This is a genomic window from Acinetobacter sp. 1125_18A (assembly GCF_052824985.1).
Genome location: NZ_VTDG01000007.1, coordinates 236,634 through 250,155, shown reverse-complemented (window position 1 = coordinate 250,155; position 13,522 = coordinate 236,634). Strand labels below are relative to the sequence as shown.

General features: G+C 36.6%; 11 protein-coding genes and 1 pseudogene. 11 read left to right on the top strand and 1 reads right to left on the bottom strand.

What is annotated here, in order from left to right; translation table 11 throughout:
• From FY049_RS14410 to FY049_RS14365, 10 genes and pseudogenes are all read left to right on the top strand, one after another.
• On the top strand, window positions 1-826 hold an 826-nt coding region (locus tag FY049_RS14410; protein ID WP_446083912.1), incomplete at its 5' end, for a fimbria/pilus outer membrane usher protein.
• Complete coding sequence (locus tag FY049_RS14405) at window positions 823-1,839, top strand: Csu type fimbrial protein (RefSeq protein WP_446083911.1); 1,017 nt, start codon at window positions 823-825, stop codon at window positions 1,837-1,839. The genes FY049_RS14410 and FY049_RS14405, both read left to right, overlap by 4 nt.
• A gap of 476 nt (window positions 1,840-2,315) precedes the next feature.
• Entirely contained in the window at window positions 2,316-2,900 is a 585-nt protein-coding gene (locus FY049_RS14400; protein ID WP_056516427.1) for a recombinase family protein, read from the top strand.
• On the top strand, window positions 2,901-3,167 hold the full coding sequence (locus FY049_RS14395) for a hypothetical protein (protein ID WP_056516425.1): 267 nt from the start codon (window positions 2,901-2,903) through the stop codon (window positions 3,165-3,167).
• A 618-nt stretch (window positions 3,168-3,785) separates the two neighbouring features.
• Window positions 3,786-4,684, top strand: a pseudogene (cas1f, locus tag FY049_RS14390) (type I-F CRISPR-associated endonuclease Cas1f).
• Window positions 4,685-5,467: 783 nt separating this feature from the next.
• On the top strand, window positions 5,468-6,001 hold the full coding sequence (locus tag FY049_RS14385; RefSeq protein ID WP_056516421.1) for a fimbrial protein: 534 nt from the start codon (window positions 5,468-5,470) through the stop codon (window positions 5,999-6,001).
• A gap of 79 nt (window positions 6,002-6,080) precedes the next feature.
• Window positions 6,081-6,809: a fimbrial biogenesis chaperone gene (locus FY049_RS14380; RefSeq protein WP_004722241.1), complete on the top strand. Its 729-nt coding sequence runs from the start codon at window positions 6,081-6,083 to the stop codon at window positions 6,807-6,809.
• A 135-nt stretch (window positions 6,810-6,944) separates the two neighbouring features.
• On the top strand, window positions 6,945-9,518 hold the full coding sequence (locus FY049_RS14375) for a fimbria/pilus outer membrane usher protein (protein WP_154130282.1): 2,574 nt from the start codon (window positions 6,945-6,947) through the stop codon (window positions 9,516-9,518).
• Window positions 9,515-10,525, top strand: coding sequence for a fimbrial protein (locus FY049_RS14370; RefSeq protein WP_154130283.1), 1,011 nt, complete (start codon window positions 9,515-9,517; stop codon window positions 10,523-10,525). The genes FY049_RS14375 and FY049_RS14370 overlap by 4 nt, the downstream gene beginning before the upstream one ends.
• Window positions 10,526-10,640: 115 nt before the next feature.
• Window positions 10,641-10,949 (top strand): hypothetical protein, encoded by a 309-nt coding sequence (locus FY049_RS14365; RefSeq protein WP_446083910.1) that lies wholly within the window; start codon window positions 10,641-10,643, stop codon window positions 10,947-10,949.
• A 153-nt stretch (window positions 10,950-11,102) separates the two neighbouring features.
• On the opposite strand, the gene FY049_RS14360 is transcribed toward FY049_RS14365, so the two are convergent.
• Window positions 11,103-12,023 carry a LysR family transcriptional regulator gene (locus FY049_RS14360; protein ID WP_335954779.1) on the bottom strand — a complete coding sequence of 307 codons (921 nt, stop codon included), beginning with the start codon at window positions 12,021-12,023 and terminating at the stop codon, window positions 11,103-11,105.
• Window positions 12,024-12,125: 102 nt separating this feature from the next.
• On the opposite strand from FY049_RS14360, the gene FY049_RS14355 reads away from it, so the two are divergent.
• A complete protein-coding gene (locus FY049_RS14355) occupies window positions 12,126-13,502 on the top strand; it encodes an aminotransferase class III-fold pyridoxal phosphate-dependent enzyme (protein ID WP_446083909.1) in 1,377 nt (458 codons plus the stop codon).
• The last annotated feature ends 20 nt before the right edge of the window (window positions 13,503-13,522 follow it).

Sequence of the window (13,522 nt, the reverse complement as noted above, 5' to 3'; positions counted from 1 at the left end):
TGCATTTCAGTTGTCGGTTCCATTTTCCAAAAGCAGATCCACAGCAAGTCTAGGCTATAGCCAACAATCTAGTGGTGATTATGGTTATGTTAACTATAACCGTAGCGCACCGTTGGATGGTGGTGTCGGGGTTGATTTAACTCGACGTTTTAATGAAAACAGTGATGACTTTAATCAGGCACGCGTCAACTACCGTAACCAATATTTTAATACCGATGTCGGCATGTCAGGTAGCAATGATTACAACTATTGGTTTGGACTGTCAGGTTCGGTGGTGTTGATGTCAGGCAATGTCTTTGCTGCCAATCGATTGGGTGAGTCGTTTGCTTTGATTGATACCAATAAAGTTGCAGATGTCCCTGTGCATTATGAAAACAGCTTGGTGGGTCGTAGTAACGCGAAGGGCTATGTTTTTGTACCGTCAGTGACACCTTATTACGCGGCTAAATACAGTATTAACCCGATCGATTTACCTTCAAACTTTAATGCAACCCAAGTTGAAAATCGGATTGCGGCAAAACGAGGCTCAGGTGTTGTGATTGGCTTCCCAATCAAACAGTCTTATGCAGCCAATGTATCTTTGGTACAGAGCAATGGGCAAGCGATTCCAGTGGGTGCGGTGGTACATCGTGCGGATCAAGAATCGAGTTATGTGGGGATGGATGGGATTGCTTATCTTGAAGATTTGAGTGCAGAGAATAGCATTCGAGTGCAACTGCCAGATCAGAGCATATGTGAAGCAAACTTTTCGTTGGATTTAAAACAAGCGCAACAACAGATCGCAGTGATTAAGTCAGTTGTTTGTCGTGAGGTGGCTAAACCATGATTACTTTAAAAAAAATAATACCAGCAGGTCTATTATTCCCTGGGTTGATATTAATTGCTGCTCAGAGTCAGGCAGCTTGTGTTATCACCTCAAGTGGTAACGTTACTATGGGCACGATTTCATCTATGACGCTGGCGGAGCAAGGGACGCAATCTAATCAGTTTAGAGCCGGTTTGGCTTGTACTTCACTTGCAACCCTTGCAACAACCAGTTATATAAAATATCGGGTCGATCAGATGCCAGTAAATTATATAAATAGTGCGACAGGTGAACGTCTAATAGTGAATTATTTAGATACCAATGATAAAGCAATTGGTCTGGGTAATGAAGTTGATATGAGCAGTTTTTCACTGATTAATTTATTTAGTGGGCCAGATGGTGCATTACTATTTAAAGCGAAAATTAATCCAGGACAAGCTGTATCACCGGGGAGATACGAAGCTGAAACGCCATTTAAAGTCAAATGGTATTACTCTGTAGCTGGTTTTGGCATTGGTTCTCTGGCTACTCACTATGAAAGTCCTGGTTTTAGTCGGGGTTTTTTGGGGATTGGGTTTAGTTGGGGCATTGGTAGTGATGCTTCATTAAACTTATATATTGATGTTTTACCGGATTGTCGAATTTCGACCAACGCTGTGAACTTTGGGACAGCTCCTTTTGCTGATGTCTTTACACCAGTTCAAACCTCTATGGGGGTTCGCTGTTCAGTATTTACGCCTTATCGTGTAGGTTTAAATAATGGTCTGTATCCACAAAGTGGTAATCAACGTGCGATGAAGGCGAGTAATAGCAATAATTTTCTACGCTATGAGATTTATAAAAACGCAAGCACTGAACGTTGGGGCAGTAGTGGCAATGAACGGTGGTCAAGTATCGAGGCAACAACGAACCCGGGTCAGCATAATACAAATCAACAAGGTTTTGCCTTCACCACAAAGATTCTGGATACGAATCCAGCCAATTTACCGGCTGGTAATTATTCGGATACTGTAACAGTAAATGTTGAGTTTTGAGGATATAAAGTCATGATAATCAGTTTTATCATGGCTTTATTAAATGGTAAATTTACAGTTTATTTTTTTATTGATATTAAATAAAAACTCTCTTTAATTATGTTTTTTTGAAAAAACATAGTAGCTGTTCACTTTATTTAAACCCTTTCTTAAAATTATTTATTATACATATACAAATGTATTTTATTTTTTATCATACATTTTTTATGTGAAAAATATCAATATTAAAATAATCTAGAGATGGTTTTGTGAATAGATACATTGACATAATATTTGTTTTTTTTTGTGTTTTTACCATTTTTTTGTGGTCTTAAATTGTGCTTTAATTTTTAATTAAAGCATGGATTTAAATAATTATTTATTATAAGTATAGATAATTTATTTCCATGTTCTAAAATATTTATATGTTTTATACATATTTATTTTTATAAAAAATATTTAATATAAATGTTATTGTGAATGGAAGAGGGCTTATTGTGCGGACTTATGCATACTTCAGAATTGATGAATTATCAATGGATGAATTTAACTATGCTGACTATATTCTTGGGTATGGTTATGAAATACCGAAAAATAGGCTTGTATTTGAGCAGGTGAAAATAGGTATACCCTTAGAGTTTAGGCATAAACTCATAAACTTGATTAACTACACATTGGAAAATGGTGATCTTTTATTAATAGATGGAATAGATTCTTTGGGAAGTGATTTCAAGGAAATATATTCGAGTGTTAATTTTATTTTTAAAAAAGGAATCCGTTTAGTATGTTTGGATTTTTCAAAGAACGAAATTAAAGGAGATATAAAAAAGATTTTTTTTCATTTTCTAAAAATATGTTCTGATTTCGATGGAAAACTTCAATCGAATAGAAAGATTGGTAATAGAAATATAAACAAAGTAGGTCGACCAGAAATTTTAAATAAAATCCAGAAAGAAGAGGTTTTAGAAAAATTTAAAAATGGCCAAAGTGTCTATTCTTTAGCTAAGCAGTATTCAGTTACAAGAACAGTCATTCAAAGACTACTTTCAAAATCATCAGATAACGTTATTCGTGAGGATTAAATGAATATCAACATTAAAATGAATGACAAGGCTAAAATAAGTAGATTGGTTGTAGCAAAACAAATGAACAATCTGGATAAGATGTTCGTTGTTCAACTCAAATATTCTCTGAATAATAAGAAGAGGGTTATTGATGAAGCCAATCAAATTGAAATCAGCTCTGTAAATGGATTGATTGATTATGAAATTCATAAAATCGAGCATGAGGAAAAGAAAATAATATTTTTATATGGTTCTAGTCCATATGTTATAGATTTAAGAAGTTAATTATTTAATACACTTAAATTTTTTATTGAAAATAAAGGTTAAATAATTTTGTTTTTTTGGTTAATCATGTTTTTAAGTTTTATGTGAGTCTGTGGTGGAGGTTGAATAATAATATTTAAAATATTTGATAGTGAATGTTTTTACGTTTTGAAAGTAATATATAGGATTGTTTTGTTTTTTATGATGTTTTGTTTATTTGGTTTTAATGCAGGTTGTGCAGTCAGCCTGCTATTTTAGGTTTGTATATGGTAAGATGTGTTGTGGAAGTTTTTATAAGTTTAAATCAATTTTACTTTGAACTAAAATACATTAATCTAAATAATGTTTTAAACGGAAAAATTAAAAACGACTATACTTAAAATATGATGAAATAACTTTATATAATTGAATTTATGTTAAATAAGGGTAAAATTCATTTTAAAAATGTTAATATAAATCTACTTGTAAAGTGCTGAAAATAGTCTGTAATAGTATTCTAAATATTTAGAATAAAATTGTAGATAAATAAGTAAATTATTTATTGGCGACATAAGGTGTCGCTTAAAATAAAAAATAGTTTGGAAATATTGAGATTTTCAATTAAATTGTTTCTATAAAAACTTTATGACTACTAATAATATGGAACAACTTAATCCATCAGACTTAAAAGCCATTCTTCATTCAAAAAGAGCGAATCTTTATTATTTAGAACATGCACGGGTGATGCAAAAAGATGGTCGTGTTTTATATCTAACCGAAGCCAAAAGTGAAAATCAGTATTGGAATATTCCAATTGCCAATACGACTGTGATTTTGTTGGGGACTGGAACATCGATTACACAAGCTGCCATGCGGATGCTCTGTAGCGCAGGTGTTTTGGTTGGTTTTTGTGGCGGTGGCGGTACGCCTTTATTTTCAGGCAGTGAAGTGGAGTGGCTAACGCCACAAAGTGAATATCGTCCAACTGAATATATGCAAGGCTGGATGAGCTTTTGGTTTGATGAAAAGAAACGTTTAGATGTGGCCAAACAGTTTCAGGTTGCGCGGGTTGAATATATTCGTAAAGTTTGGGCAAAAGATCGGGACTTACAGGCAGAAGGGTTTTATTTAGATGATCAGGATGTTCAGTTGGCTTTAACTGGTTTTGAAAAGAAAATTCCAAATATGAGCAAAGTCGGGGATTTACTTCTTGCCGAAGCACAGACCACCAAGCAACTTTATAAAATTGCTGCGACGCGTTGCAAACTCAAATTTGAACGAAATGCTGAATATGGTGATTTAGCCAATGACTTCCTCAATCATGGTAATTATTTGGCCTATGGTTTGGCTGCAACCACACTTTGGTCTTAGGCATTAGTCATTCATTTGCAGTCATGCATGGTAAAACTCGGCGCGGTGCTTTGGTCTTTGATATCGCTGATTTAATTAAAGATGCTGTAGTACTACCATGGGCATTTATTTGTGCCAAAGAAGGTTTTAAGGAGCAAGACTTTAGAGCCTTGTTATTACAGAAATTTACCGAACACAAGGCAGCTTAGAAAAGTTGTTAATGCCTGAGCAGCCATCCATTCAAGTTCACTGCCGAGTAGGCAGCTTAGAAATTAGATGTACTTGAAATCTCACCATCCTTGCCGTTCACTGCCATATAGGCAGCTTAAAAGAAGCCAACACAACACATATTAATATGTTAACTATTTCACATTTTAATTGGAAAAAATATTTATATGATTTTTAAAGTTAAAAAGTTGAATTTTGTATAGAAAAATAAAAATATTCATTCCTTAAGCTCATATATAAACATCATCATTGGGCATCTTAACTGGGCGATTTGTCAAACATTGGTCAGTGGGAATTCTAAATTTAAGCGAAATATTAATCAGTAAAATAGTCGTTAAAGCATTGCTAATCCTTGGTATTTGGGCGTTGTAAGGGGGCGAGGGTGAGTTGTGATATCGTTTTTTTGCCTGAATTTCGAAGCACACACAGCGAATTTCAAAGCAAATTTCCTTAATCAAATGACATAAAACGATGATTTATACTCATGTGACTAATTTAAAATTTACGCTGAAATAACGTGAATTTTGTTTTTATGTAAAAAATTTACAAAAAAAAATATTTTAAATAAAACTGAAATATGAATGTAATAAATATTTAATATATTGAAATTTATAATAAAAATATTTTTCTCAAAAAATACAAATTTATATACACTTGTATCTGTTTTATACACAAAGTGTGACTTTGTTTACATTTTTATCTCAGTGTGCATAATACCCATCGATCAAAACGAATCATTTTTTTGTCTGTATAGGATACTTGGTATGAAAAATACTTTTTTAGCAGCATCAGTTTCAATTTTAGCAATGTCTAGCGCTTTCGCAGCAGACGGCACAATCACAATCAACGGTTTAGTAACTGACAAAACTTGTGATATCGTGACTCCACAAGGTAAAGATTTCACAGTAACGCTTCCAACAGTTTCTAAGCAAACTCTTGCTAAAACTGGTGATATCGCGGGCCGTACGCCATTCACAATCAACTTGGCTAACTGCTCTGAAGGCAAAGTTGCAACTTATTTTGAACCAGGTTCAACAGTTGATTTTGGTACTGGTCGTTTAAACAACACAGATGCAACTGGCGCGAAAAACGTTCAAGTTCAATTGTTAGGTTCAAATAACCAATTCATTCCTGTACTTGCTGCTGGTGCTTCTGGCACGCAAACTAACTCTCAATGGGTAGACGTTGCAGACAAAGGTGCAGCTGATCTTAATTACTATGCTGAATATTATGCAACTGATGCATCTGCTGCTGGTAAAGTAACAACGTCTGTTCAATATACTATTATCTATCAATAATTTTTTATTGAATGGTACGGAGCTAGGTTGTCTAGCAACCTAGCTCTTTTACTTTATTTTAGATATAGAGATAATCGTTATGTTCTTGAATCATTCCTTTCTTAAAAAAGGTTTACTCGCATTTTTAATTCCGTTTGGTGCAGCGAATGCTGAAATCATCATTCATGGTACTCGTGTTATCTATCCATCTGATGCACGTGAAATTACTTTACAGGTAAGTAATAACGGAAATAATCCTGCATTGGTTCAAGCATGGATTGATGAGGGAGATGCAAAATCTACTCCAGATCAATCGAAAGCGCCTTTTATGATTACACCGCCTATATCGCGTGTGGAAGCTAAAAAAGGGCAGTCTTTACGTATTACCAGTTTGCCGAATGCAAATGAATTAAGTAAAACTCAAGAAACACTCTTTTGGTTAAATATTCTCGATATCCCACCAAAACCTTCTGCGAAAGATCAGAATGTTGTACCAGATAACTTTTTACAACTTGCGATTCGATCGCGTATTAAGTTTTTTTATCGCCCAGCTGGACTTAAAGAAGATGTCGCATTGGCACCTGAAAAATTACAGTGGAGCAATAACGGTACTCAGTTAACCGTAAAAAACCCAACACCATTTCATATTACCTTGACTTCTATTATGCAAGATCAATCAGGCAAACGCGTTGATTTGATTTCACAAGGTTTAATGTTGAAACCATTTTCTGATGGAACGGTGAGTTTAAAAAATTCCAATGTCGCTAAGATGACCTTTACTACAATCAATGATTATGGTGGTCGTGTAGAGCGAAATATTAAATTTTAATAGATTGATCAAGTCTTTAAATTTCTTCAATACAAGAAATTTAAAGCACCTTCGTAATGATGATTTAATCATTTCATTTATCTGAGAGTAAGCGAGTAAAAAAACCTATTCATTTGTTGATAGGCAGACTTCTTTATGCAAAAAAATGAACAAAGCTACAAGTGGATCAAGCGACATATCAGTTACTATGTGGCTTGTGGGGTTATTACGCTCAGCATTCCTGCTTTAGTTAATGCATCTGAAACTGACTTAAAAGAGGCTGAAAAGTCTCCGACTGCTGCAGAAGCAGAATTTGATTCGGCTTTTTTAATTGGCGATGCCAAAAAGATAGATGTAAATCGCTTTAAATATGGCAATCCTGTGTTACCAGGTGACTATAATGTGGATATTTATGTCAATGGTAACTGGTTTGGTAAACACCGTATGGTGTTTAAAGCAACTGAAAATAATCAAAATGCTTTTACCTGCTTTAGCTCAAATCAATTATTAGAATATGGCGTTAAAGCAGAGGTGTTAAAAAAAGGCGAAAGCTTTGCTTTGACAGGTTGTCAGAAAATCGAACAGTGGGTTGAAGATTCTTTTTATGAATTTGATACTTCACGCTTACGTGTCGATATTTCGATTCCGCAAGTTGCGATGCAAAAAAATGCGCAAGGCTATGTCGACCCAAGTGTTTGGGATCGTGGGATCAATGCTGCATTTCTTTCTTATAATGCCAGTGCATATAAAACATTTAATAAAATCCAAGGTGGGGAAGAAACTACAAATGCGTTTACTTCGGTAACCGCTGGTGCAAATTTGGCAGGTTGGCAATTGCGCCATAATGGTCAATGGCAATGGCAAGACCGCACGACTACAGATAATCAATCTAAATCGAGTTATGATGCGATTAGCACCTATGTACAACGCGCATTCCCGCAATACCGTGGCGTGTTGACTTTAGGTGAAAGCTTTACCGATGGTGAAATCTTTGATTCATTTGGTTATCGTGGTTTCGATTTTTCCAGTGATGACCGCATGTTACCCAACAGTATGATTGGTTATGCACCCCGTATTCGCGGTAATGCAAAAACCAATGCCAAGGTTGAAGTACGTCAGCAAGGTCAATTGATTTATCAAACAACCGTTGCACCGGGGAGTTTTGAAATCAATGACCTTTATCCGACAGGGTTTGGTGGTGAACTCGAAGTTTCTATTTTAGAAGCCAATGGTGAGATTCAACGCTATTCAATTCCTTACGCCTCTGTTGTGCAAATGCTCCGTCCAGGAATGAGTCGTTATTCTGTGTCGATGGGTCAATTCCGCGATAAAGATATCGATCTAGATCCTTTTATTGTGCAAGGAAAATATCAACGCGGTATCAATAACTCTATCACGGCTTATGGTGGTGTACAGTTCTCAGAAGACTATTCAGCTGTAACATTGGGCAGTGCTTTTGCAACACCGATTGGTGCAATTGCACTTGATGTGACACATTCACAAGCGGATTTTGAACGTCGTAAAAGTGAAAGTGGTCAAAGTTTCCGTATTAGCTATAGTAAATTAATTACCCCAACCGATACCAATTTGACTTTAGCTGCATATCGCTATTCTACCGAAAACTTTTACAAGTTACGTGATGCGATATTGGTACAAGACCTCGACAATAAAGGCATTAGTTCAGCCCATGTAGGTAAACAGCGCAGTGAATTTCAGATCACCCTGAATCAGGGTTTACCACGTGATTTTGGAAATATTTATGCAACAGGTTCGTGGGTAGATTACTGGAATCGTCAGGAAACAACCCGTCAGTATCAAGTCGGTTATAGCAACAGCTATCGTGGTTTGACTTATGGTTTGTCGGCAATTAAACGTATTGTTGAAAACAATGCCACAAGTATCAGCAATAGCGATACTGAATATATGCTAACCATGTCCTTACCACTTTCATTTAAGAAAAGCTCAGCGAACCTTAACTCGATTATGACACAAGATAATGCGACTGTCGGTGTGAGCGGCGTTGTTGGCGATCGTTTTAACTATGGTACATCTGTATCGACACGCTATGGTGATAATCCAAGCGCCAATTTAAATGCTCAGTATCGCACCAACTACGCGACTGTTGGCGGATCATTCAGTGCGGCTGACGGTTATCAACAAGCAATGTTAACTGCACGTGGTAATATTGTTGCTCATCCTGAAGGTGTCTTGTTTGGACCAGATCAGGGGCAAACAATGGTCTTGGTGTATGCACCTGAAGCCGCCGGTGCTAAAGTGAATAATGCGACAGGTTTAAGTATTAATAAATCTGGTTATGCGGTGATTCCATATGTAACACCATATCGTTTAAATGACATTACCCTTGACCCTCAAGGCATGTCGACAGATGTAGAGTTAGATGGTACAAGTCAGCGTATCGCACCCTATGCAGGTTCAATTTCGCAAGTGAGTTTTGCGACGAAAATTGGTAAAGCAATTTATATTCGTAGTAAAAAACAAAATGGTGAAACTTTACCTTTTGCGGCAGAAGTATTTGATACAAAAGGTGAAAATATTGGAATGGTTGCTCAAGGGAGTATGGTTTATTTAAGAACCAATACTACAGCAGACTCAGTTACAGTGAAATGGGGCGAAAATGCTAACGAGCAATGTCACATTCAATATGATGTTTCTGCGCAAGCAGCAGACAAAAAGCAAAATATGATTATGGCGGAAGGTGTATGTCAATGAACGGTAAAGTTTTAAATCGTATTCTCTTGCTCATTGCTGGGACTGTGAGTTCAGGGACATATGCTGCATGTATACCAGATCGTGGTTTTTCTACTGTTGATGTGAGCATGTCTGTTGGTCGTGTTGTAGTGAGACCAAGTGATCCTGTCGGAAAGGTTTTACGCAAAGCCTCTTTTCCAATTAGACCCAATGGTTCGACGTATAGTTGTGGTAGTTATGGCACACTTGGCGCTGTTTTAACTCAAAACTATTCACTTAGTCCTATTGGTAATTCGGTTTATAACACCAATATTGATGGAATTGGTATTCGCTTATACCGAGAAGCGCCAACAGCTCCTGGTTTTGCCGATTATTATCCTTACACACGAAGTGCGAGTGGCAGACGTGTTCTGGCAGAAGGTTTTTTTATTGTTGAAATTGTTAAAACGGCGACATCAACAGGATCTGGTGCACTAGTTCCAGGCACATATAGTAGTTACCGTTCCGGCGAACGTCAAAGCCCACCTTGGTTAACCAGTACGGTATATGGGAATGCGATTACTATTGCGTCTTCTTCATGTGAAATATTGGGAAATATTAATAAAACTGTGACGTTGCCAACTGTAAATAAGGTTGATTTTAAAGGTGTGGGTTCAACTCAAGGTGAGCAAGCCTTTGATCTCAATATTTTGTGTAATGGCGGTAAAAACCCTAGCGGTTATGAAGAAAGCAATAAAATCAGCCTAAGCTTTGATTATGATGCTGTGAGTAGTAGTACTCAAAATGTACTTGCAAATACGAATACCGCAGGAAGCAGTGCATCAGGTGTTGGCGTACAATTGCTTTCACAATATAAAAATTCTAATAAAGTGATTGCTAAAAATGACAAGCTGGAATTAGGTACGTTAAAGTCAAATGATAATATTCAATACAATGTGCCAATGACTGCGCGTTACTATCAGACTGCAACCAAAGTGATGCCCGGAAAAGTACGAGCTATGGCAACCGTCACAATTGAATATGATTAATTGACGTAAATCATATTTTTTAAAATTATTTTTTTATTTATTGCTTGGAAAATCTTGTATTAATAATAAGGTTATGTAATTAATTAACTACACCATTTCTTTAGAGGGGAATGAGATGGAGTTAAATAAAAAACTATCCTTTTTATTAATAACATTTACAACGATATCGAGTTTAAGTTTAGCTACTTATGCAGAGGAGATTCATTTTCAAGGGCAAATTGTAGAATTTACATGTGAAAAGGATTCTAATAATTCTAATTGCAAAGCGATTGATAATACGATTGATGTGTTGAGAAAAACCACAACAATAGATAGCTTTAATTTCAATAACTTAGTTGATAAAAAAGCCAATAATATGGCGCATTTAAAAATTCAAGATTTGGAAAGTGATCAGCATAAAATATTGGTGGTAGATTATTATTAAGTCAATTAAGCTATGCAATATATTGTTGATATAGCATAAATTAAATAATATTCTGCGTAGTAAGTTAAAATATAATCTGATTATTTTAGTCGGATTATATCTTAACTCGTATTAAAAATAACCAAATTTTAAAATGTTTTAAATGGTTGTATATTATTTTATCGGTTGAACGGTTTTCTTTAATATATCCATAAAGGTTTTTAAGATAATATTGTAATTTTTCCCTTTATGTGTAATCAGGCATATCGGCGTACTGTAATGCATCATCTCTTGTAAAATGGGTTGCATCAAACCATCTTGAACCCATTTTTTCGCATAATGATCGGGTAAAAAACCCATAAATTTTCCTGAAAGAATCAGAAATGCGATACCTTCTCGGTCACTCGCTGTCGCTGAACAGTTTAACAGTTGATGTAACTTCATTGCATCAGGGGTAATGGCATAATTCGGAAGAACTGTATTGCATCGTTTTAAGTCATCTAAACTTATTTCACCTAAATACTGAAAGAGCGGGTGGTTTTGTCCACAATAGAGTGAAGACTCTTCGTTATATAAATGAAAATAATCTAGACCTGATAATGGGCTCACCAAAGGAATCGCGCCAGCGTGTAATCGATTGTCCAAAACACGACACTCAATATCTGACAGTGTGCTCATACTAATATTAATAACCACCTCAGTATTTTCTTCCGCAAGCTGTGCCAATGTGTTGGTGATATAAGCACTGGGCATTGTGACTAAGTTATTAATAATACCAATATTAAATTCACCTTTGAGCTGATTATGCATTTGATTGATTTTGGCACGAAAGTCCTCAATCGATGCAGTCAGTACCTCAATATATTCTAAAACTTCCCGACCTTCATCGGTGATGGAAAAGCCTGCTCGACCGCGCTGACAGAGCCGAATCCCTAAGCGATTTTCCAGATCACTCATATGTAAACTAATCGCAGAACGACTAATCCCTAGGATACTTTCGGCAGCAGTGAAGCTGTGACAATCACAAACTGTTTTAAATATTTTAAGTAATTTTATATCAAAATCAGTGACTTGATTTAATTTTTTAGGTTTCATTTAGTTTTGCTTTTTTATATCTAAACTCAAGATATTTTGAATTTATCAAAACTATCTCGCTTTGTACACTCAAGAGATAACCACAAAACAAGAAGAGTACTTATGTTTGATATCGATACATCAAATGACCGCGATGACGCATTGGAAGCCAGTCAGTCAAATGAGCAGATGAATTTAAATTATCAAGCCCATTGGATGCCATTTTCTGCAAATCGTAATTTCCATAAAGATCCGCGTATGATCGTGGGTGCAAAAGGATCGTATTTAATAGACAGTACTGGGCGTGAGATTTATGACTCATTGTCAGGGCTATGGACGTGTGGTGCAGGGCATACACGACCTGAAATCCAACAGGCTGTGAGTAAGCAATTGGCAAAACTGGACTATTCACCTGCATTCCAATTTGGACATCCTTTATCTTTTCAATTGGCTGAAAAAATTGTTCAGCTGATGCCTGAAAAACTGCAACATGTCTTTTTTACCGATTCAGGTTCTGAATCTGTGGACACTGCGATCAAGATGGCACGCGCATATTGGCGCATTCAAGGCAAATCAAGCAAAACCAAATTGATTGGACGAGCGCGTGGCTATCACGGTGTAAACGTCGCAGGGACCAGCCTAGGCGGCATTGGCGGAAATCGTAAAATGTTTGGTCAATTGATGGATGTGGATCATTTGCCTCATACCTTACAGGCGCATTTAAGCTTTAGCAAAGGCTGTGCTGAGACGGGTGGGGTTGAGCTGGCAGATGAAATGCTCAAGCTGATTGAATTACATGATGCTTCTAATATTGCAGCAGTGATTGTAGAGCCTATTTCAGGTTCAGCAGGCTGTATCGTGCCACCAGTTGGTTATTTACAACGCTTGAGAGAAATTTGTGACCAACACGATATTTTACTGATTTTTGATGAGGTGATTACTGGCTTTGGGCGTATCGGTAAATGGACTGCGGCAGAATATTTTGGGGTTACACCAGACCTTTTGACCTTTGCTAAACAGATTACCAATGGCGCAATTCCGTTAGGTGGGGTGGTGGCAAGCCGTGAAATTTACAATGCATTTATGCAGCAAGACCTACCTGAACATGCGATTGAATTCACCCATGGCTATACCTATTCGGCCCATCCTGTTGCCTGTGCCGCTGCTCTAGCAACGCTGAATGTACTTGAACAAGAAAATTTAATTTCTCAATCTGCTGACTTAGCACCAAGTTTTGAAAAGCTTGTCCATGAATTAAAAGGTTCCCCCTATATTGTCGACATCCGTAACTGCGGATTGATTGGTGCGTTGCAATTGGCACCGCGTGATGGTGATGCCACGATTCGAGGTTTTGAAATTGGAATGAAACTGTGGAAAGCAGGTTTCTATGTGCGTTTTGGCGGCGATACCCTTCAGTTTGGCCCAATGTTTAACACCACAGAAGCACAATTAACCCGTTTAATGAATGCTGTAGGCGAGGCACTTTATCAAGTGAAATAAATAGGATGAGTCCCTAAGCA